Source organism: Cupriavidus taiwanensis LMG 19424, from assembly GCF_000069785.1.
In the GTDB taxonomy this organism is placed as follows: Bacteria; Pseudomonadota; Gammaproteobacteria; order Burkholderiales; family Burkholderiaceae; genus Cupriavidus; species Cupriavidus taiwanensis.
On sequence record NC_010528.1, the window covers coordinates 2,972,282 to 2,993,971 of the forward strand.

The following is a 21,690-nucleotide window of genomic DNA, read 5'->3' on the forward strand; positions in this document are numbered from 1 at the left end:
GCGTGCACAGGCATCCGGCGGGGAACGCGCCCCGCCGCCTTGATGACCTGCAACTATACGCCCATCGCCACCTGGTCCCCGCCCCCCCAACCCGCGCGTCAGTCCAGCGAGATGTTGTTCGCCTTGATCACCTTGCCCCAGTGCGCCCGGTCGGCCTCGATATAGCGGTCGATCTCGGCCTGCGTGCGCGGCGGCTGCACCAGCAGCCCCAGGGCGCTGAACGTGGCACGGAACTGCGGGTCCTTCAGCACATGGTCGGCGGCGGCCTGAAGCCTGGCCACGGCTTCGGGCGGCGTCTGCGCGGGTACGGCCAGGCCGAACCAGGTGGCGGCCTGGAAGTTGGGATAGCCGCTCTCGGCCACCGTCGGCACGTTCGGCAGCACATCCAGCCGGCTGCGCCCGGTGACCGCCAGCGCCTTGAGCTTGCCCGCCTTGATATGCGGCAGCGAGGTGCTGACCACATCGACCATCAGCTGCACGTCGTTGGCCAGCAGCGCCGCCAGCGCGGGGGCGCTGCCGTTGTAGGGCACGTGCGTGACGCCGATGCCCAGTTCGGTCTTGAGCATCTCGGTGGCCAGCTGCAGCGCATTGCCCAGGCCCACCGAGGCATAGTTCAGCTTGCCGCCCTCGGCCTTGGCGTAGGCCGCGAACTCGCGGATATTGTTGGCCGGCACGCGGGTGTTGGTGACCACCACCAGCGGGGCCTCGGCGCCGATGCTGAAGATGCGGAAATCCTTGGGCGGATCGTACTGGATCTTCTTGTACAGCATCGGGTTGAGCACCATGCTGCCGTTGGTCGCCAGCACCATGGTGTAGCCGTCGGCCGGCGCGCGCGCCACGCTGGTGGTGCCGATCATGGTGGCGGCACCGGGGCGGTTTTCCACCACCACGGTCTGGCCGAGCTGGCGCGACATGCCGTCGGCCAGCGCGCGGCCGAACTGGTCGGTCGAGCCGCCCGGCGTGTACGGCACCACCAGCTTGAGCGGGTGGTCCGGATAAGCGGCCTGCACGGTCCCGCCCCAGATGGCGAGCGCGCAGCCCGCGCCGGCCGCCAATGCGGCGAGCCAGGCGCGCCTTTTGTTGGCTGCGGTTGCTTTGGTCGGTTCGTTCTGCATCGCGTCTCCTCCTGTCGTGATCGGCTTGTGCTTCGCAGTCCCACCGGTGCGCTCAGACGCGGCGCTGGCGGCCTTCCCAGTATCGGTCGCGCAGCCGGCGCTTGGCGAGCTTGCCGGTTTCGTCGCGCGGCAGTTGCGCCTCGACCACGATGCTGCGCGGCACCTTGAAGCCGGACAGCCGCTGGCGCAGCCAGTCGATGACCTCGGCCTCGCGGATCTCCGCGCCCGGCATCGGTTGAACCATCGCCAGCAGGCGCTCGCCGTACTCGGCGTCGGGAATGCCGAACACCACGCAGTCGGCCACGCCGGGGTAGCGCACCAGCTCATGCTCGATCTCCGCCGGGTAGATGTTGACGCCGCCGGAAATCACCATGTCCGAGGCGCGGTCGCAGATGAACAGGTAGCCGTCGGCATCGACATAGCCCATGTCGCCCAGCGTCACCAGACCGTCGCGATCGATGGCGGCGCGCGCGGCCTCATTGTTGCGGTAGGTGAAGTCCGGGTAAGCGGGCTGGCGCACGTAGACCAGGCCGATCTCGCCGGGCGCGCACTGGCGGCCGTGCTCGTCGAGGATGCGCAGTTGCGCGTCGTCGACCGGCCTGCCGGCGGTGCCCGGACGCGCGGCTGCGTCGGCCGGGGTGGCCACGGTGATCATGCCGGCTTCGCTGGAGGCATAGGTTTCATGGATCACCGGGCCCAGCCACTCCAGCATCGCGCGCTTGACCTCGGGTGCGCACGGCGACCCGGTCGAGGCGACGAAGCGGATCGAAGACAGGTCGTACCTGGCGCGCACCTCGGGCGGCAGCTTGAGCAGGCGCACGTACATGATGGGCACCAGGTAGAGCACGTCGATGCGGTGCTTTTCCACCAGCGCCAGCACCTGTTCGGCGTCGAAGCGCGGCGTCAGCACCAGGCGCTCGGCCATCTGCAGCGCGTTCTGGATAAACGAGCCCGGCGCGCTGTGGTACAGCGGCGCCGACATCAGCGCGCGGCAGCCCGGCTCCAGTCCGTAGGTCTGCCGCACCACCGAACGCATGCGCGCAAGCTGTTCCTCGAGCCCTTCCAGCGGCAGCGCCTGGCGCAGCACGCCCTTGGGCCGGCCGGTGGTGCCGGAGGTGTACGCCATATGGCCGCGCGGCGCCACGCGCGGGCCGTCGTAGGCGGGCTGCTGCGCGAGCCAGGCTTCGTATTCGGTAGCACCTGCCGCGGGACCGCCCACCGACAGCACCGGCATGCCGGCCGGGACCGCGTCGCGCACCGCGGGCAGCAGGTCGTCCTGCACCAGCAGCACCCTGGCGCCGCTGTCGGTCAGCAGGAAGCGGACTTCCTCGGCGGTGAAGTGCCAGTTGATGGGGCAGTAGTAGCAGCCGGCGATGCGGCAGGCATGGACCACGTCGGCATACACCGGGTCGTTGCGCAGCAGGACCGCGATCACGTCGCCCTCCTGCACGCCCAGCGCGCGCAGGCCGCCGGCCAGGCGGGCGCCGCGCGCCAGCAAGTCGTCACCGCTGCGGTGCATGTCTTCATACCAGAGATCCGTGGCCATCCGCTTGTCTCCTTGCCTGTGGGTTTCGTCAGCCGACCACTGTATCGGCGTCGCCGCATATCGACAATCCGGCCCAGTGGAATCACAATGTTGCGCCAGACGTGACAATGCTGCAGGCAATTCCCGATGGACCTGAACCTGATCCAGGCCTTCGTCGACATCGTCGATGCGGGCAACCTTGCCGAAGCCGGGCGCCGGCGCGGCGTCACGCGTTCGCAGGTCAGTCGCCAGCTGCGCGAGCTGGAGCACCAGGCGGGCGCGCAGTTGCTGCGCCGGACCACGCGCCGGCTCGAGCTGACCGAACCCGGCCACGCGCTGTACCAGCACGGCGTGCGCATCCTGCAGGAAGTGGCCTCGGCGCAGGCGGAGATCGACAGCCTGGGGCGAACCCTGCGCGGCCATGTGCGCGTCAGCGTGCCCACCGGGCTGGGTGACGCCTATATCGCGCCGCTGCTGCTGCAGTTCGCGCAGAAGCATCCCGGCATCACGCTGCGCGTGTTCTTTGCCAATCGCGTCAACGACCTGATCGCCGCCGAGATCGACGTGGCGCTGAAGGTCACCTCGGCGCCGCCGCTGGACCACGTGGCGCGCGAAATTTGCGACATCCGCTGGCAACTGTATGCAGCGCCGCAATACCTCGCGCGCATTGCGCCCGTGCAGGTGCCGCCGGATCTCGAAGGCTGCAGCTTCCTGTGTCCGCCCTTCCCCCCGCGGCAGTTCCCGCTGTCGCTGTACCGCGACGGCCAGCGCGTGGACGTGGCGCTGACGCCCACGCTGCAGTCCGAGCACTTCCTGTTCCTGGCGCGAGCCGTGCGCGAAGGCCACGGCATCGGCATGCTGCCGGTCTATATCGGCTGGGAAGAGGTGCGCGCCGGCCATCTGGTGCCGGTGTTGCCGGACTGGCGCCCGGAGGGGCTGGGCAACAAGCTGTTCATCATCACCACGCCCAACCTGCATCCGTCGATGGCCACGCGCGCGCTGATCGGCTTCCTGCGCGAGGAACTGGGCAAGCTCGAGGTATTCCGGGACGCGGTGAAGTAGCCGGCACCGCTGGCCGGTGAACGCACGCTTTCGCGGGTCATGGCATCGGCCCGCCTGCAAACTTGCGATTTGCAAGCTATGCTACAGCCAGCTTGCAAATCGAAAGCAAGCAGCACTCAACGGCGGAGACCCATGCCCCCTACCGATTTCACCGCGATGCCCTGCCCGGTGGCCCGCTCGATGGCCGTGCTGGGCGAACGCTGGGCCATCCTCGTGCTGCGCGAGGCCTTCTACGGCAGCACGCGCTTCGACGAGTTCGAACGCAACCTGGGCATCGCCCCCAACATCCTCAGCGCGCGCCTGAAGACGCTGGTGACGCACGGACTGCTGGCGCGCGTGATGCCCGAGGGCGGCGCGCGCCATATCTACCAGCTGACCGAAAAGGGCCGCGACTTCTTCCCGGCCTACGTGGCGCTCAAGGCGTGGGCCGACCGCTGGATGACCGACGACAAGGGACCGCTGACGCTGCTGCAGGACCGCCGCACGGGCACCGAGATCGCCGAGCCGGCATTGACCCGCGCCGACGGCAGTGCCATCACGCTGGACGACGTGCGCGTATTGCCGGGTCCGGGTGCCGGCCGCTTCCTGCGCAGGCGCTTCGGCGACACCGAGGCCGCAGCGGCCGGGCCGGAGCACGGCCATGACTGACACGCGCGCATTGCCCGCCTGCACCCTGCCCGCCGACGCGGTGCCGGCCACCGAGATCGCCCGCCGCATCGGCAAGCTGGCCGGCCCCACCGCGCTGATTGCACTGCTGCAGGCGGTGGCCCAGCTGATCGAAACCTGGCTGGCCGCGCGCCAGGGCACGGCGGCGCTGGCCGGCTGGGCCGTGGTGCTGCCGTTTGCGCTGCTGTTGCAGCAGATGTCGACCGGGGCCATGGGCGGCGGCGTGGTCGCGGCCATCGCGCGCGCACTGGGCGCCAACAAGCGTGACGATGCCTCGGCGCTGGTGATGCACGCGCTGTGGATCGCCGTGATCGCGGGCCTGGCGTTTGCCGTGGTGCTGGCAGGATTCCCGCACGCGGTGCTGGGCACGGTGGCCGGCGCCACCGCCGCCGAAGCGGGCGCCACCTATGCCATCTGGCTGTTCGGCGCGGGCGCCGTCCCGGCCTGGCTGGCCAACACGCTGGCGTCGGTGCTGCGCGGCGGCGGCCGCCATGCCCTGGCGGCGCGCGTGCTGGCGCTGATGTGGATCGCCTTCCCGCTTTTGTCGTGGCTGCTGGCCGAGCCCGCGGGCATGGGCCTGGCCGGCATCGGCGCGGCGCTGGCGGCGGTATCGTGGGCGGCGGCGCTGGCCATGGCGATCGTGGTGGCGCGCGGCGGCGCGGGCTTCGTGCCGGTGCTGCGGGTGCGGCTGTCGAGGCCGCTGTTCGCGCGCATCCTGTCGGTGGGCCTGGTGGCGTGCGCGCTGGCCTCGGTCGCCAACCTGACCACCATCCTGGTCACCGCGCAGCTGCGCCACCATGGTACCGCGGCGGTGGCGGCCTACGGCATCTCGGCGCGGCTGGAATTCCTGATGATCCCGTTGGCCTTCGGCGTGGGCTCGGCGCTGACGGCGCTGGTCGGCCGCGCCGTGGGTGCCGGCGACTGGCATACGGCGCGGCGCACCGCCTGGGTGGGCGCCTTGCTGGCCCTGGCCATCGCCGGCACCGCCGGCGCCGCCGTGGGCCTGGCGCCGGTGCGCTTTGCCGGCCTGTTCACCAATGACCCCGAAGTGATCGCCATTGCCGCGCGCGCACTGTCGTGGGTGGGACCGGCATTCGGCGGCTTCGGGCTCGGCATGGCGCTGTACTTCGCTTCGATGGGCGCGGGCCGCATGCGCTGGCCGGTGGCGGCCGGGCTGTGCCGGATCGCGCTGGCCGCGGGCGGCGGCTGGCTGCTGGCCAATGTGTTCGGCATGGGCCTGGACGGGCATTTCCTGGGCGTGGCGCTGGGGATCACGGCCTATGGCGTGGTGACGGCGCTGGGGGTCAGGCAGGGGGAATGGTCGGCCCGATGAAGCCGTGACCGGGCCAACATCGCCGGTTTGCTCGCGCTCCCGTGCGGGCGAGGGAGCGTACACAAGGGCAATCGCCGAAGCTGCCCGCCGTGGCAGCCATCGCCTGAAAAGCGCCGGCTCGCCTACCTCGCCAGCACCTTCGCATCCCCCTGCATGCCCGCCTCGCGCACCGCTTGCGGCACCGACGGCCAGCCGCCGCCCAGCGACTTGTACAGCGCGGCGGTGCTGGTCAGCGTGTCCACCTGGCCCTGGATCACCGCCAGTTGTGCGTTGAACAGCTTCTCGCGGGCATTGGTCACTTCAAGGTAGCTCGAATAGCCGCCCTCATAGCGTGCGAAGGCCTGGTCCGCATAGATCGTCAGGCTCTTTTCCTGCTCGCGCAGGCTGCCAAGGCGGGTGCGCGTCTCGGTGCCGTTGGCCAGCGCGGTGTTGACGTCGGCCAGTGCCTCCAGCACCGTGCGCTGGTAGGCCAGCATGGCCTGGTCGCGCTGCGCCGAGGCGGTCTGCACCTGCCCGCGGATGGCGCCGCCCTGGAACACCGGCTGGGTCAGGCCGGCGCCGAATCCCCACACCTGCGAAGCGCTGTGCCACAGCGCTCCCGGCGAGCTGGCGATGGCGCCGAACAAGCCGCTCAGGTTGACCGCCGGCAGGTACAGTGCCTGCGCCGCGCCAAGCTGCGCGTTGGCCGCGATGGCCGACTGCTCGGCCTGCAGCACGTCCGGACGCCGCGACAGCAACGTGGCGGGCATGTCCGCGCCGATGGAAGGCGCCTGCAAGGCTGTCACCGCCTTGCCGCGCTCGATCGGCCCGGGCTCGCGCCCCATCAGCACGGACAGCGCGTTCTCGGTCTGCGCAATGGCGGTGCGCAGCGGCGGGATGCTGGCCTCGGCCACGTAGAAATCGTTCTCGGCCTGCGCCAGCTCCATCTGGGAAATGACGCCGCCCTCGTACCGCTGCCTGAAAATGTCCAGCCCGTCGCCGCGCGAAGCCAGTGTCTGCTTTGCGACGTCGAGTTGCGCATCGAGCCCCCGCAACGTCGCATAGCCCTGGACCACCGACGCCGCCAGCGACAGCACCACGCCGCGGCGGGCGTATTCCGCGTTCCACAGGCTGGCCTCGGCCGCCTCGGCCTGGCGGCGGATGCGGCCCCACAGGTCCAGTTCCCAGCTCGCGTTGGCCAGCAGCTGGTAGGTGTTGCGCGGGCCGTCGAGCCCGGCGAAGGGGGTGCCGTTGAACGTGCCGAGGCGCTGGCGCGCGGCTGACGCCGACAGGTTCAGCTGCGGAAAGAACCCCGAGCGCGCCACCATCAGCTGGCCGCGGAATTCGTCGATGCGCGCCGCCGCAATGCGCACGTCAAAGTTGTTGGCAAGGGCCTCGTCCACCAGCGCGGTGAGCACCGGATCGTTGAACTGGTTCCACCAGTCGCTGTCGGCGGCAATTGCCAGCGGGCCGGTGTCGATGCGGTACTGGGCCACGTCCGGCGTCGCCGGCCGCTGGTAATCCGGGCCGATGGCGCATCCGCCCAGCGCGGCCGCCGCGCAGGCTCCCAGCATCCACGCACGCGCGCTCATGATGGTTCTCCGGCCGATGGCCTGGCCTGGGGCGGGCCGTCGCCCGAGGTCGGCGCCGCACCGCCCGCCGCCTTTTCCCTGGGCTTGCGCTCGGCCAGCACCTCCAGTCCCCAGAAGAACATCGGGATAAAGAACAGCGCAATCACCGTGGCCCCGAGCATGCCGCCGATCACGCCCGTGCCCAGCGATTGCCGGCTCGCCGCCGAGGCGCCGCTGGCGATGGCAAGCGGCACGCAGCCCAGGATGAACGCCAGCGAGGTCATGATGATCGGCCGCAGGCGCAGCTTGGCGGCGTGAATGGCCGCGTCATAGGCGCTGAGGCCCTCCTTCTGCCGCATTTCCACGGCGAACTCGAAGATCAGGATAGCGTTCTTGGCCGCCAGCGCGATCAGCACGGTCAGGCCGATCTGGAAATAGACATCGTTGAGCATGCCGCGCATCAGGATGGCCAGCAAGGCGCCAAACAGCGCGAACGGCACGGCCAGCAGCACGCCGATCGGCAACGACCATTTCTCGTACTGCGCCGCCAGGATCAGGAACACCATCAGCAAGGCGAAGGCGAAGACATAGACCGCCGTGGATCCTGCGGTCTTTTCTTCATAGGCCTGCCCGCTCCAGGCATAGGCGTAGCCGACGCCGAGCACCTCCTGCGCGGTTTCCTCCATGGCCGCGATGGCCTGCCCCGAGCTGTATCCCGGCGCGGCGTCGCCCATGATCTTGGCCGCGGGGAAGTTGTTGAAGCGCGTGACGATGTCGGCGCCAGGGACGTACTTGGTGGTGGTCACCGCCTTGATCGGCACCATCTCGCCCTTCTGGTTGCGCACATAGACGTTGTCCAGGTCCTCGGGACGCGAGCGGTACTTCGGCTCGGCCTGCAGGATCACCTGGAACAGCCGGCTGTTCTTCGGGAACTGGCTTACGTAAAGCGAACCGAACATGGTCTGCAGCGCGGAGTAGACCGCCTCGACCGGCACGCCCTGCGTTTCGGAGCGCTCCCGGTCCACCTCGACCATGAACTGGCGCGAGCGCGAATTGATGGTGGAGTTGACGCCCGTCAGTTCCGGCCGCTGGCGCGCCCTGGCGATGAACTGGTGCACCTTCTCCTCGAGCTGCAGGTAAGTGCCGTCCGCCGTGCTCTGCAGCCAGAACTCGAAGCCGCCCGTGGTGCCCAGGCCGGGGATCGAGGGCGGGTTGATGGGGATGACCGCGCCGTCCTGGTAGGTGGAGAACTCCTTCTTGGCCTTGAGGATCAGGTCCTCGGCGCTCTCGCCCTCGCCGCGCTCGTCGAAGCCCTTGAGCGTGACGAAGAGCGTGCCCGCATTGGCCTTGTTCTGGGAATCGATCAGGCTGTAGCCGTCCACCGTTGCCACCGAGGACACACCGGGCTGCTTCGACAGCCATGCTTCCGCGCGCGACGACAGGTTGCCGGTGCGGTCAAGGCTGGCGGCATCCGGCATCACCACGGCCCCGAACAGGTAGCCCTGGTCCTCCACCGGCAGGAACGACCCCGGAATGCGCATGAACATCAGCACGCTGACGGCGATCATCGCGAGGATGATCGCAATCGACATCGCGGTACGCTTGATGACCACCTGCAGCGACCGGTCATAGCCGGCCACCAGCCTGTCAAACGAATCGTTGAACCAGGTGAAGAAGCGGTTCTTCTTGTGTTCGCCGGGCTTGAGCAGAATGGCCGCCAGCGCCGGCGACAGCGTCAGCGCAACCACGCCCGACAGCACCACCGACACCGCGATGGTGATGGCAAACTGCTTGTAGAGCTGGCCAGTAATGCCTGACAGGAATGCCACCGGAATGAACACTGCCAGCAGCACCAGCACGATGGCGACCACCGGACCGCTGACTTCGTCCATGGCCTTCTTGGCAGCCTCCTTGGGTGGCAGCTTGAACTCGACCATGTTGCGCTCGACGTTCTCGATCACCACGATGGCATCGTCCACGACGATGCCGATCGCTAACACCATGCCGAACAAGGTCAGCATGTTCACCGAGAAGCCGAATGCGCTCATGCCGACAAAGGCGCCGATGATCGACACCGGCACGGCAAGGATCGGCACCAGGGTGGCGCGAAAACTCTGCAGGAACAGGTACACGACCAGGATCACCAGGATCACGGCGTCGCGCAGCGTATGCACCACCTCGTCGATCGATTCCTGCACAAAGGTGGTGGTGTCCAGTGCGATTTCGTATTCCAGCCCCGGCGGGAAACTCTTCTTCAGCTCCGCCAGCGTGGCGCGCACCTGTTTGGAAACGTCCAGCGCATTGGCGCCGGGCTGCTGGTAGACCGCCATCAGCGTGGCCGTCTTGCCCTTGTAGCGGCTGCGCAGCGAGTAATCCTTGGAGCCAAGTTCGGCGTGCCCGATGTCCTTCAGGCGCACCAGCGCGACGTCGCCGGACTGCGCGCGCAGGATCATGTTGTCGAACTCGGCCGGCTCCGTCATGCGGCCTTTGGTGGCGATCGGAAAGGTCAGCTGGACGGCGCCGTCGGTGGGTGACTGGCCGATGCGACCGGCGGAGAACTGCTGATTCTGGTTGGCCACCGCGTTCTTCACGTCCTCGGTGGTGATGCCCAGCGATGCCATGCGGTCCGGCTTCAGCCAGATGCGCATGGCGTAGTCCGGACTGCCGAAGATGGAGGACTGGTTGGCGCCCGGAATGCGCTTGAGCGCATCCAGCACGTAGATGTTGGCGTAGTTGCCGACAAAGGTCTGGTCGTAGCTGGCGTCCGGCGAATAGATGGCGATGACCATCATGAACGCCGACGAACGCTTCTGTACCGATACGCCCTGCGAGGTCACGGCTTCCGGCAGCGTCGGCAGCGCCAGGTTGACGCGGTTCTGCACGTCGACCTGAGCCAGTTCCGGATCGGTGCCGATCTCGAAGTACGTGGTCAGCGTCAGGTCACCCGTCGATGAACTGGTCGAGTTCATGTACATCATCCGGTCGGCGCCATTGACCTGCTGCTCGATCGGCGCGGCGACGTTCTGCGCGACCACTTCCGCGCTGGCGCCCGGGTACCTGGTGGTGACCGTGATCGACGGCGGCGTGATGTCCGGGAACTGGGCGATCGGCAGCTTGGTCAGCGCCACCAGCCCGCCCACGGTGATGACAATGGAGACGACCGACGCAAAGATCGGCCGGTCAATAAAGAAGTGGGCAAGCTTCATGGCTTGCCTCCCGCCGTGGCGGCGGCGGGTGCCGGCGCGGCCGCCACGCCGCTGGCCGCGGCGGGCACGGCGCCTGGCCCGGCCTGCACCGCCTTGACAGGCGCCCCGGGTGCCAGCCGCAGCGTGCCGCTCACGGCAACCCGTTCGCCCGGCTTCAGCCCGGATCGCACCACCCAGTTGTCGCCGGTCCACTCGCCCACGTCGACCACCCGCTGCTGCGCCTTGTTGTCAGGACCGACCACCCATACCGCCTGGCCGCGCTGGGTCTGCACGATCGCTTCCTGCGGCACGGCGATGGCCTTGGCGCGCATCGCGCCATGCACCTTCACGCGCACGAACTGCCCGGGCCGCAGGACGCCTTCCGGGTTGGAGACCTCGGCGCGGACCAGGTAGGTGCCGGTATCCGAGCTGAACGACGCGTCGGCAAAAGCGATGCGGCCGTGGTTAGGGAATGACTTGCCGTCCGCCAGCACGACCACGACATCGAACGCATCCTGCTCGGGGAACTTGATGGCGCCCGATTCGCGCTCGGTGCGCATCTTCAGGACTTCGTTCTCGGACAGGCTGAAATTGACCCACATCGGATCCAGCTTGGCCACATAGGTAAGCAGGCTGTTGGTGGTGTCGATATAAGAGCCGGCCTGCCGCTTGGCAAAGCTGGACAGCCCCGCCACCGGCGACTTGATCGTCGTATAGCCGAGGTTGAGCCTGGCACTGATCACGTTGGCGCGTGCCCCTTCCACGGCGGCGGCAGCGGCCTGGGCCTTGCCGGTGGCGTCGTCGAGGTCGCGCTGGCTCAGGGCGTTGCGCTCGGCCAGCGGGCGCACGCGCTTGAGGTCGGCCTGGGCCGTGACCAGACGCGCCTGCTGCTGCGCCAGCTCTGCCTCGGCGGCCTGAAGGGCCGCCTCGAACGGCTTGCGATCCATCAGGAACAGGGTCTCGCCGGCCTTGACCAGTGCGCCTTCGGTATAGACGCGCTTGTCCAGGAAGCCATTCACCCGCGCGCGGATTTCGACCTGCTGCGAGCTCTGCGTCTGTCCGACAAAGTCGAAGACGATCGGCACATCGCGCAGCGCCACCGTCATGACGCCGACCTCGGCCACGGGCGGCGCGGCCGGCGCGGCTTTCTCCTTGCCGCAGCCGGCCAGTGCCAGAACAGGAAGCAGCCATAGCGCGCCGCGCCAGTTGAACACGCTTTTCACAGGACCCCCCACCAGTAATGTGTTGCGTTGCCGTAGCGCGGCCTGGGCGGCCGGCGCTGCAATTGACCGGCCACCGGGTGAACCTTTCCCCCCCTGTACTCCGGCAGAGTAAGGCCGGGCCCAGTCAGCGCCAATTCAATCTTTCTTGCGCACGTATTAAGTCCTTTCGAGTCGCGCCACGCGCGCGCGCCACCCCATTGTTCTGCGTTCGCGGCGCAGTGTCCGCACAGCGATTGCCGCCGCGGCGATCAGCGCCGGAACCCGCCGTGAAAGCCACCGCCACGCAAACCCCGGCCGCCAAATCCGCCCCCCATGCCGCCGCGCCCTTGCCACTGCTGCGCGGCACCGCTGAAGCGCTGCTGACCCAGCTCGCGCGCCTGGCGCTGCTGGTCCAGCCGGCCGGTGACATCGTTGCCGGCCTGCACCGGCTCCCAGCCGCCGGGGGTGTGCTTCTGCCAGCCGTTGTCGGTGTGCTGGTACACGGAACCGTCATGGCCGGCATACACGTTGCCGTTGTTCCACACCACGGCGTTGTTCTTGTCCGGGTTGGCCACGAAGCCGCGGCTGCCCGCCGCATGCTGGCCAGTCTGGGTGTTGCCGGCGATGCCGGCCTCGGCTGCACCCACACGCCCGGTCTGGGCGTCGTAGCCCGCCACCTGGCGTCCCGCCGCGTAGTCGCCGGTGTAGGTGTTGCCGGCCACGCCGCCGCGCGCGGCGCCTTCGCGCCCGGTCGACGGGTTGGCGAACGACCCCTGGCGGCCCGCCGCATAGTTGCCGGAATACGGATTGAACGCCGCTCCGCGGCTGCCCTGGTAGCGCGCGCCGGTGGCGGCGTTGTAGCCCGCGCCGGCGGTGCCGCGCCACTCCGTGCCGGTCCAGGCGTTCCAGCCCTGCGCGTGGGTGACCGTGCCCTGGCCCCAGCGGCCGTAGAAATTGGCCTGGTTCACGTTGACGTAGTTCCAGTTGTACGGGCCGCCCCACCAGTACGGCCCCCAGTACGGGGAGGCCGCGCCCCAGAACGCGCCCGCGGCGAAGCCGAAGGCAAAGCCCTCTGCCATGCCGATGCCGAAGCCCGCGCCATAGCCGTAGGTGACGGGGTATCCGTAGTAGACCGCGCCCACGTAGGGTGGATAGACATAGCCGGTGCCGTACACGACCGTACCGTCGGCGCTGACCACCACGCCCATGTAGCCGGGGGTGTAGCCGACCACCACCGTCTCGGGCGTGACCGAATAGATGCGCACATAGGTGACGTAGTACACCGGCGAAGTGGGCGGGATGGTGTAGATCGCCGAAGGCACCTCGGTGGCTACCTGCCACGGGCCGGTCGGCGCCGGGGCGGTGAACCAGACACCGTTGGCCACCGCGTAGTAGCGGCTGCCGTCGACCTCGATCACCGGCGTGCCGGTGTTGACCGCATAGCTGAGCGAGGTGCCGGTAATCGGCACGAAACGCGGCGCGCCGTCATACGCCACTGTCAGGCTGGCCTTGCTGCGCGACACCGTGGCGGTCTGCGGGATGGTGGCGGCGATCTCGGCCTCGCGCGCCTGCGGCGTGCCGGGCACGGAGACCAGCACATTGGCCTTGGGATCGGTAGGCGGGATACGGGCAAAGTCCGCCGGCAGCCGGCTGCCGGGCACGTACTGCCACGGGCCGGTCAGCATCGGCGCACGGAACCAGCGCCCCGAGACCAGCACGTAATACTGGTTGGCGGCCGGATCGACAAAGACAGCGTGGTCGGCGTTGGCCATGGTCAGCAGGCTGACGCCGCTGACCGGCGCCATCTGCGGCGCGCCGCTGGTCACGACCAGCTCGGTCGGCCGCGTGGCGAACAGGATGGCCGGGGGCCTGGCCGGCCGCTTGCCGTCGGCGGGCAGCATCGCATCGGCTTTCATGCCGGCCGCCGCCTTGCCGGCCGCGCTCTCCAGCGCCTTGGGCACCGTCGCCAGCACCTCCCAGGCCCCGCCGGCGGATTCGGAGTGATACCAGTAGCCCGCCGCCTTCAGGAACAGTTCGCCGCCGGGCGCGCGCAGCAACAGCGCCCGGCTGTTCAGCGCGCGCTCGTATGGCGTGCCGGGCACGGTGCGCCAGGCCGGTTCGCCGTCGACCAGCACCAGCAGCGTCGGCGTGGTGGCGAACAGGATCTGCGGCGCGTCATTGCGCACCGCCACGCGCCCGGCTTTCGACAGCTGCTGCGACACGGCATAGCTGGCCTGCAGCTGGTCCAGCGGCACCGTCAGCCCGTTGGAAGGCAGGCGCGATACAAGCGCCTGGCGCACGCGGTCGGCATCGTCGGGCCGGGTCGGAACCTCGACGCTGTCAATGGTGATCCGGGTCAGCTGCACCAGACCGGAGGGCTTGTCGATATCGCCGGTGGCCGAGAAATGGACCACGCCGTAAGTGGGCGAGCCCGCCTTCTCGCCCACCGCCACCGCGGCGCGGCCCGACAGGCGGTTGCCCTCCCAGGCCTCGATCTGGGGCTGGTACAGCTCGACATGGTCGGTGGCCGCATCAAAGCTGCGCGGCCAGGTCAGGGGGGCAGCGGCCGCCGCCGGCCTGGGCGGCGTGGCGGCCTGCGCGGCAAGCGGGGCCAGCGTCAGCCAGGCCGCCACGATCAGCGCGCTGGTCTGCTTCATCCAAAACGACATGGGCTTCTCCGGGAGGGGCGCCGCCTGCCGGCCACCGGTACGCGCGGGCAGGATGCTGCACAACAGGCGGCCCATTGCGCGAATCTAAATTAGCCCGTCAGCACGAACAATCCGAATTGAAAACATTCAGGATCCGTCAGAAAAAAAACAGATCGGCCGCCCGGCCCCAAACCGCAACGGTTGCTGTAGGCGTCTGGCATCGGCTAGCCATGCCCGCACCTGACGCGGTGCAGCCGCGGCGGGCGGACGGCCTGGCGGGTATGCATCCTGCATGGCATGCCCCTGCCGCCCGGGCACTTGAAGCCGCCCGGTACGGCCTCATCTGCGAATACTCCACCCTGGCCCCCGCCCATGCCTCCACGCACCACCATCCTGACCGCGGCGCTCGTCACGGCCCTGCTGCATGGCTATATCGGGCTGCGCCTGCTGCCCGCGATGCCGGCACCGATGGCACTCAAGGTCCTGGCGGTGGCCTGGCTGGCCTTGTCGTGCGCGCTGCTGCCGGCCGGACTGCTGGCGCGGCGCGTCAGCCAGCCCTGGTCGGACCTGGTGTCCTGGGTCGGCATGCTGGCCATGGGATTCTTCTCATCGCTGCTGGTGCTGACGCTGGTCCGGGACGTCGCCCTCGCCGCTGCCTGGCTGGCGGGGCAACTGCTCGGCTGGCGCGCGCCAGGCCTGGCCGCCGGCAGCGCCGTGGCGGTGCCGCTGCTGGCCTTGCTGGTGACGCTGGCGGGCTATGTCAACGCGCGCCGGCTGGCGCGCGTGGTCGAGGTCGACGTGCCGGTGCGCGGCCTGCCGGATGCGCTGCACGGCTTCACCATCGCTCAGATCAGCGACATCCATGTTGGCCCCACCATCAAGCGGCCCTACCTGGACCGCATCGTCGACCGCGTCAACAGCCTGCAGGCCGATGCCGTCGCCATCACCGGCGACCTGGTCGACGGCACCGTGCGCGAACTGTCCGCCCACACCGCGCCGCTGGCGCGGCTGCAGGCGCGCCACGGCACCTACTTCGTCACCGGCAACCACGAGTACTACTCCGGTGCACAGCCGTGGATCGACGAACTGCGCCGCCTGGGCGTGCGGGTGCTGATGAACGAGCACGTGGTGCTGCAGCATGACGGCGACGCACTGGTGCTGGGCGGCGTCACCGACTACTCCGCCGGCCGCTTCCACGAAACCCACCGCAGCGACCCGCAGCGCGCCATCGCCGGCGCCCCCGCCGACGCCGGCGTGCGCGTGCTGCTGGCCCACCAGCCGCGCACCGCGCCCGCGGCGGCGCAAGCGGGTTTCGACCTGCAGCTGTCGGGCCATACCCATGGCGGCCAGTTCTGGCCGTGGAACCTGTTCGTGCCGATGCAGCAGCCGTACACCGCCGGCCTGGTGCGGCATGGATCGCTGTGGATCTATATCAGCCGTGGTACTGGATATTGGGGCCCGCCGAAGCGGTTCGGGGCGCCGTCGGAAATTACGCGGGTGAGGTTGGTGCGAGGCAACTAGGAAAGTGCCGTAAAAGAGGAAGACTCTTCGCGGGCTTGAAGCGGCGATTTTGCAAGCTCAGCTACCGGCGGTCAGCGCCTTTGGGCTTTACTTGCCCTTCAGGTTCATCGAGCTGAATGCCTTTCGCGCCAAGTCGGAGATGCGTTTCTTGTTCCGCCTTAGCTCGGCGATTTCGGATTTCGTCAGATGTACGGAAACCGATGAGGTACCCCGCTTCATCCGCGGTGAGGGCGTGGGTGGCAATGCCGAAGATCTTGCGGATTTCATCGCCATACCTCCTTTCCAGTTCACGAATTACCCTTCCGGGTGCCACGAGTCTACCAGAGCGTCCTGCGCATACGAGGACGATTGCTGCGATCACGCCGGCACCGTGACATTGAATATAGTTGGCAAGCTCGGCTAGCGTGCCCCCCATTGTAGTCACGTCGTCGACCAGCACATAGCGCCCATCTGGCACGACATATCCGGAAAAGCTCGCGCGCATATTCAGCCGCTCCATTGGGTCTGCGCCGGTGTGGAATACCTTTGTTGCCTGCACGATGGTTTCATCGACTGATCCGTCCAGGGCATGGTGCAAATACATCGCCAGCACTTGCGGGATGGCATTCTCGCCTGCGGCTTCTTTCGCGTGCGGGGCGACGAAGATGCATGAAGGTGGAAAGGCTTCGTCGAGCAACCTTGCCACCAGCGGCGGCGCAAGGTCGGCAATCAGCTGTATTGCCGCTTCAGCGCTGCCGGCTTTGGCAGCCTTGTAGCTCGGATGCGCCTTGAGTTCGGCATCGGACCGATAGAGGAAATACGGCGAATCGACCGTTCCTGGGAAAGGGTACTCGCGATCCTGCCGAACCTCGAACGGCAGCTTCCTTCGGTGACGTCCAGGTAGCCGCTTTAGAACGAAGAGGTGGATTGACTTTCGCACCCCCCAAACCTATCCGGCATCACACTAATGCCAAAGGTCTGGCAACACGTTTCAGAATTTTCGACAACACATACAGCCAGCACCATAAAAAAACCAGGCCCGCAGACCTGGTTCTCTTGCTCGCTCAGCAGTACTTCACCGCACGATAGGCTTGTACCGGATCCGCTTCGGCTTGGCCCCTTCCTCGCCCAGGCGCTTCTTCTTGTCCGCCTCGTATTCCTGGTAGTTGCCGGGGAAGAACTCGACATGCGAGTCGCCCTCGAACGCCAGGATGTGCGTCGCGATCCGGTCCAGGAACCAGCGATCGTGCGAGATCACCATCACGCAGCCGGCGAACTCGAGCAGCGCGTCTTCCAGCGCGCGCAGCGTTTCCACGTCGAGGTCGTTCGACGGCTCGTCCAGCAGCAGCACGTTGCCGCCGGCGATCAGCGTCTTGGCCATGTGCAGGCGGCCGCGTTCGCCGCCCGACAGCGTGCCGACCTGCTTCTGCTGGTCGCCGCCCTTGAAGTTGAAGCGCCCGATATAGGCGCGCGACGGGGTTTCGTAACGGCCCACGGTCAGCACGTCGGCGCCGCCCGAGATTTCCTCGAACACGGTCTTGGTGCCGTCCAGCGCGTCGCGGCTCTGGTCGACGAAGGCCATCTTCACGGTCGGCCCGATCTTGATCTCGCCGCTGTCCGGCTGCTCCTTGCCGGTCAGCATCTTGAAGAACGTCGACTTGCCGGCGCCGTTCGGACCGATGATGCCGACGATAGCGCCCGGCGGCACCTTGAAGCTGAGGTTTTCGATCAGCATGCGGTCGCCGAAACCCTTGCTGACGTTGTCGAACTCGATCACTTCGTTGCCCAGGCGCTCACCCACCGGGATGAAGATTTCCTGGGTTTCGTTGCGCTTCTGGTATTCCTGGCTGTTCAGCTCGTCAAAGCGGGCCAGGCGCGCCTTGGACTTGGCCTGGCGGCCCTTGGGGTTCTGGCGCACCCACTCCAGTTCCTTGTGCAGCGCCTTCTGGCGCGCCGATTCGCTGGCCTCTTCCTGCTTCAGGCGCGCTTCCTTCTGGTCCAGCCACGAGCTGTAGTTGCCCTTCCAGGGGATGCCCTGGCCGCGGTCCAGTTCCAGGATCCACTCGGCGGCGTTGTCGAGGAAGTAGCGGTCGTGGGTCACGGCCACCACGGTGCCCGGGAAGCGCGTCAGGAACTGTTCGAGCCAGTCGACCGATTCCGCATCCAGGTGGTTGGTCGGTTCGTCGAGCAACAGCATGTCGGGGCGCGACAGCAGCAGGCGGCACAGCGCCACGCGGCGCTTTTCGCCGCCGGAGAGATGTTCGATCTTCGCGTCCCACGGCGGCAGGCGCAGCGCGTCGGCGGCGATCTCCAGCTGCAGTTCGACGTTGTTGCCGTCGCTGGCGGCCAGAATAGCTTCGTACTTGGCCTGGTCGGCGGCCAGCGCGTCGAAGTCCGCGTCCGGCTCGGCGTACGCGGCGTAGATTTCATCGAGCTTCTTGCGCGCCTCGAACACGCCGCCCAGGGCCTCTTCCACCGACTCGCGCACGGTCTGCTCGGGGTTGAGCTGCGGCTCCTGCGGCAGGTAGCCGATGTTCAGGTTCGGCATCGGCGTGGCCTCGCCCTCGATTTCCTTGTCGAGGCCGGCCATGATCTTGAGCAGCGTGGACTTGCCCGAGCCGTTCAGGCCGAGCACGCCAATCTTGGCGCCCGGGAAGAACGACAGCGAGATGTCCTTCAGGATGTGACGCTTGGGCGGAACGATCTTGCCCACGCGGTTCATGGTGAAAACGTACTGTGCCATGGGTGCGTGCTGGTGATGGTGCTGGAGTAGGTGCGGGAATGGCGGAGTGTATCAGGCACGCCGGCGCGCGCAGCCCGGGCCCGGCCAGCTTCGGCCTCCGCCGGTACAATCACAGGTTCGTCTTTCCGCCGATTTTTCAAGCCATCGCCATGATCAAACCCGCCCTGACCCTGAAGTTCAAGTGCAAGAAGTGCACCAAACCCGTCACGCTGTACCTGCAGAAGACCTCGGCGTGCTCGCACATCACTCCGTACCAGGGTTTCTGCAAGTGCGGCGAAATGATGCGCCATGCCACCGGCGACAAGGACGCGGTCGAGTCCTTCGTCAATTCGCTGGACAACAGCTGGATGCATCACCATCACCACCACCACTGAGCCGGCCACCGTGGTGAATGAGACCTGGCGTCCCGCCGCCAAGGACCCGATGCGCTTCCTGGGCGGCTATCCGCCCGGCGTGCTGGAGCAGGTGCGCGAACTGGTCGCCGCCGGCCGGCTCGGCGACCATCTGGCCCGCCGCTACCCGGGGCGCCACACCGTGCAGACCGACCGCGCGCTGTACGCATACACCACGGACATCAAGCAGGAATACCTGCGCAGCGCGCCGCCGCTGCACAAGGTGGGGTTCGATGCGCGCCTGGATTCCGCCCAGCGCGCGCTCGGCCTGCATACCGCGATCTCACGCGTGCAGGGCGGCAAGCTCAAGGCCAAGAAGGAAATCCGCGTCGCCTCGCTGTTCAAGGAGGCGCCGCCGGAGTTCCTGCGCATGATCGTCGTGCACGAGCTTGCCCACCTGAAGGAAAGCGAGCACGACAAGGCCTTCTACCGGCTCTGCGAGTACATGGAGCCGCGCTACCACCAGCTCGAGTTCGATACGCGGCTCTACCTGGCCTGGCGGGAGCTGGAACGCGCCGCTCCCGCCGGCGGCATCGACCCGGGCGCTCAGGCGTCGCAGGCGTAGCGGAACGACCCGTTCAGCGTCCTGGGCAGCACCAGCGTGCGCAGATTGGCCGCCTGGGACTTGGCGCACAGCGCGGCGCGCGTGGCGGCGTCACGGTACTTGGTGGCGTATTCGATCTGGAATACCGGCTTGCCCTGCCCCGTGAACGCGGTATAGGCACCGCACTCGCGGTACTGGAAGCACTGTTCGTTGATGGCGAAGTCAAAGCTCGCGGCCAGCTCGGCCACCTGCCCCACGTCGTTCTTCAAACCGACCGCCAGCCCGCGCGCATGCGCCTCCGCCGCCAGGAAGCGGTTGTAGTCGAGCTGGGTCTCGGCTGTCAGCGGCAGGCCGGGACTGTTGGTATAGCCATCGACATTGTCAGGATCGACCGCATCGCAGCCTTTGCTGACCGCCAGGTCCATGCGCGCCTGCATGATGCGACGCACGTTGGCCGAGCGCGTATCCAGCCAGCGCTCGCCGGCCCAGCCCGACAGCGGGGCGCCCTGGTCCGCCTCGGTAAACTGGTTGAAGTCGGGACGCCAGTCCTCTGAACTGCCCGCCGAGAAGTAGCAGATCACGCGCCGGCCCTGCGCCTTGAGCGCATCGATGGTGGCCTGCGGCGTATCGAACAGGTCGAAGTCATAGGCGGTCACCGCATAGCTGGTATTGAGCCTGCCGGTCAGCTGGATCTGCCAGGTGTCGGTAAGCGCCGGGGCCCAGCGCGTGGTGGCGCTGGTGGTGGTTTCGGTGATGGACCGCGTCGTGGCCGCGGCCGTCGGCGACACCATCTCGGTCTGTCCGCCGTCGCCGCCGCAGCCGCCCAGTGCCAGGCTCAGCGCAACCGACAGCAGCGCCGCTGCCTTCTTCGCATCGTTGCCATGCATATGTTCTTCCCCCTTCCCTGTGATGAACCCCGTTCGAAACGATCGGCCCTGTTGTCGATATGCCGCGGCGGCCGGGCCTGCCGCCGCGGTTCCCGCAATGTAGCGGATTCGCGGCCCGGTCCGGAATGCAGGCCGGCCCCACTGTTCGTGCGGCGCAACACATGATGCGCTTGACCCATGCCGAGGCGCTATGTATAAAGAGCGCGTGGGTAGAAGCGGTCGATTGGACAGCAGCGGTGCAATGCCGCGACGTTCAACTGGAGATTGCTCACTGACGGAGTGTTTCGTCGGTGGCGCAATGGTCCAGACGCTCCCCTGACAAAGACTCCCGATCGCAGCATGCAAGGCCGGCCCCGCGGCGTTGTTCGCGCGCGCGCCTGCCGCATGCGTGTCCAACCTAGTCATTGTTAGGGGATCTCCCATGATCATCGACACCAGCTGTTATCCGACGAACCTGGTGGACCTGGCCTGGCGCCACGACGGCGACCCGTTCACCGGCGAGCGCCTGATCCAGATGATGGACGGCCCGTTCACCATCAACGGCAAGCCGCGCCGCATCGACAAGGCCTTTATCCAGCCGCCGCAGGGCAACACCATCTACACCTACACCGACGGCGTGAAGTCGGGCAGCGAATCGATCGACGCGTACATGGCCTACACCGTCGAGATGGTGAAGAAGTATCCCGACCGCTTTATCGGCTGCTTCGTCTACAACCCGCGCTGCGGCGTGCAGAACGGCGTCAACGCCATCGAGCACTACGTGAAGAAGCTGGGCTTCAAGATGGTCCAGTTCCAGGCCAACATGCACGCGTACCGCCCGGACCGCGCGCTGGACTGGCTGCGCCCGGCGCTGCAGAAATGCGCCGAGCTGGGCGTGCTGGTCAAGCTGCATACCGGCGACGGCCCCTACAGCATCCCGACCGAATGGGTGCCGATGATGAAGGAGTTCCCGACGGTGAACTTCATCATGGCCCACTTCGGCGTGCAGACCGGCGGCGTCTACTGCTTCGAGCCGTTCCAGATGGCGATGGACATGCCCAACGTGTACTGCGAATCGGGCTGGTGCCTGCAGTCGCGCATCGTCGAGTTCGCCAAGGTGCTGCCCAAGCACAAGATCCTGTTCGGTTCCGATACCCCGCCCAACGAGCCCGGCATGTGGCTGCGCCTGCTGGAGGTGCTGTGCTTCGAGCCGCCGCAGGGCCTGAACCTGGATGAAGACACGCTCGAGGACTACCTCGGCAACAACGTCGCACGGATGATCGGCCTGGAGCCGACGCCGGTGCCGCGCACGCTGGAAGAAGCGAAAGCGCGCCTGGCTGCCTGAGCGCAATGCCCGCG

Annotated in this window: 16 protein-coding genes; 7 read left to right on the top strand and 9 right to left on the bottom strand. The window is 67.6% G+C overall.

Annotation, left to right across the window (positions count from 1 at the left end):
• Nucleotides 1-98 precede the first annotated feature (98 nt).
• Complete coding sequence (locus RALTA_RS13675) at nt 99-1,115, bottom strand: Bug family tripartite tricarboxylate transporter substrate binding protein (protein ID WP_012354027.1); 1,017 nt, start codon at nt 1,113-1,115, stop codon at nt 99-101.
• A gap of 52 nt (nt 1,116-1,167) precedes the next feature.
• Entirely contained in the window at nt 1,168-2,781 is a 1,614-nt protein-coding gene (locus RALTA_RS13680; RefSeq protein ID WP_407637494.1) for an acyl-CoA synthetase, read from the bottom strand.
• A gap of 6 nt (nt 2,782-2,787) precedes the next feature.
• Between RALTA_RS13680 and RALTA_RS13685 the strand changes: the two genes are divergently transcribed.
• The 3 genes from RALTA_RS13685 (at nt 2,788) to RALTA_RS13695 (ending at nt 5,701) form a co-directional block, all read left to right on the top strand.
• Nucleotides 2,788-3,702: a LysR family transcriptional regulator gene (locus tag RALTA_RS13685; RefSeq protein ID WP_012354029.1), complete on the top strand. Its 915-nt coding sequence runs from the start codon at nt 2,788-2,790 to the stop codon at nt 3,700-3,702.
• A 132-nt stretch (nt 3,703-3,834) separates the two neighbouring features.
• On the top strand, nt 3,835-4,350 hold the full coding sequence (locus RALTA_RS13690) for a winged helix-turn-helix transcriptional regulator (protein ID WP_012354030.1): 516 nt from the start codon (nt 3,835-3,837) through the stop codon (nt 4,348-4,350).
• Nucleotides 4,343-5,701 (top strand): MATE family efflux transporter, encoded by a 1,359-nt coding sequence (locus tag RALTA_RS13695; protein ID WP_012354031.1) that lies wholly within the window; start codon nt 4,343-4,345, stop codon nt 5,699-5,701. Before RALTA_RS13690 ends, RALTA_RS13695 begins: the two co-directional genes overlap by 8 nt.
• A gap of 122 nt (nt 5,702-5,823) precedes the next feature.
• Here RALTA_RS13695 and RALTA_RS13700 read toward each other — a convergent pair whose 3' ends face one another.
• The 4 genes from RALTA_RS13700 to RALTA_RS13715 all read right to left on the bottom strand — a co-directional run bounded on the left by RALTA_RS13700 (nt 5,824) and on the right by RALTA_RS13715 (nt 14,307).
• On the bottom strand, nt 5,824-7,272 hold the full coding sequence (locus RALTA_RS13700; protein ID WP_012354032.1) for an efflux transporter outer membrane subunit: 1,449 nt from the start codon (nt 7,270-7,272) through the stop codon (nt 5,824-5,826).
• Nucleotides 7,269-10,457, bottom strand: coding sequence for an efflux RND transporter permease subunit (locus RALTA_RS13705; protein WP_012354033.1), 3,189 nt, complete (start codon nt 10,455-10,457; stop codon nt 7,269-7,271). The genes RALTA_RS13700 and RALTA_RS13705 overlap by 4 nt, the downstream gene beginning before the upstream one ends.
• A complete protein-coding gene (locus RALTA_RS13710) occupies nt 10,454-11,659 on the bottom strand; it encodes an efflux RND transporter periplasmic adaptor subunit (RefSeq protein ID WP_012354034.1) in 1,206 nt (401 codons plus the stop codon). Before RALTA_RS13710 ends, RALTA_RS13705 begins: the two co-directional genes overlap by 4 nt.
• Nucleotides 11,660-11,907: 248 nt before the next feature.
• The gene (locus RALTA_RS13715; protein ID WP_012354035.1) at nt 11,908-14,307 is read right to left on the bottom strand and encodes a hypothetical protein; all 2,400 of its coding nucleotides are present in this window, start codon (nt 14,305-14,307) and stop codon (nt 11,908-11,910) included.
• Nucleotides 14,308-14,658: 351 nt separating this feature from the next.
• Between RALTA_RS13715 and RALTA_RS13720 the strand changes: the two genes are divergently transcribed.
• On the top strand, nt 14,659-15,807 hold the full coding sequence (locus RALTA_RS13720; protein WP_012354036.1) for a metallophosphoesterase: 1,149 nt from the start codon (nt 14,659-14,661) through the stop codon (nt 15,805-15,807).
• Between the two features lie 61 nt (nt 15,808-15,868).
• Here the strand turns inward: RALTA_RS13720 and RALTA_RS29090 are convergent, their stop codons facing one another.
• Complete coding sequence (locus RALTA_RS29090) at nt 15,869-16,726, bottom strand: conjugal transfer protein TraN (RefSeq protein WP_012354037.1); 858 nt, start codon at nt 16,724-16,726, stop codon at nt 15,869-15,871.
• Between the two features lie 135 nt (nt 16,727-16,861).
• Nucleotides 16,862-18,529, bottom strand: coding sequence for an energy-dependent translational throttle protein EttA (gene ettA, locus RALTA_RS13730; RefSeq protein WP_012354038.1), 1,668 nt, complete (start codon nt 18,527-18,529; stop codon nt 16,862-16,864).
• Nucleotides 18,530-18,678: 149 nt separating this feature from the next.
• Here ettA and RALTA_RS13735 point away from each other — a divergent pair, with 149 nt between their 5' ends.
• Complete coding sequence (locus tag RALTA_RS13735; RefSeq protein ID WP_012354039.1) at nt 18,679-18,903, top strand: hypothetical protein; 225 nt, start codon at nt 18,679-18,681, stop codon at nt 18,901-18,903.
• 49 nt (nt 18,904-18,952) lie between these two features.
• Nucleotides 18,953-19,486, top strand: a complete 534-nt coding sequence (locus tag RALTA_RS13740; RefSeq protein WP_012354040.1) for a M48 family metallopeptidase — start codon at nt 18,953-18,955, stop codon at nt 19,484-19,486.
• Here RALTA_RS13740 and RALTA_RS13745 read toward each other — a convergent pair.
• Nucleotides 19,468-20,352 carry an endo alpha-1,4 polygalactosaminidase gene (locus RALTA_RS13745; protein ID WP_025585783.1) on the bottom strand — a complete coding sequence of 295 codons (885 nt, stop codon included), beginning with the start codon at nt 20,350-20,352 and terminating at the stop codon, nt 19,468-19,470. The genes RALTA_RS13740 and RALTA_RS13745 overlap by 19 nt on opposite strands.
• A 421-nt stretch (nt 20,353-20,773) precedes the next feature.
• On the opposite strand from RALTA_RS13745, the gene RALTA_RS13750 reads away from it, so the two are divergent.
• Nucleotides 20,774-21,676, top strand: coding sequence for an amidohydrolase family protein (locus tag RALTA_RS13750; protein ID WP_012354042.1), 903 nt, complete (start codon nt 20,774-20,776; stop codon nt 21,674-21,676).
• The last annotated feature ends 14 nt before the right edge of the window (nt 21,677-21,690 follow it).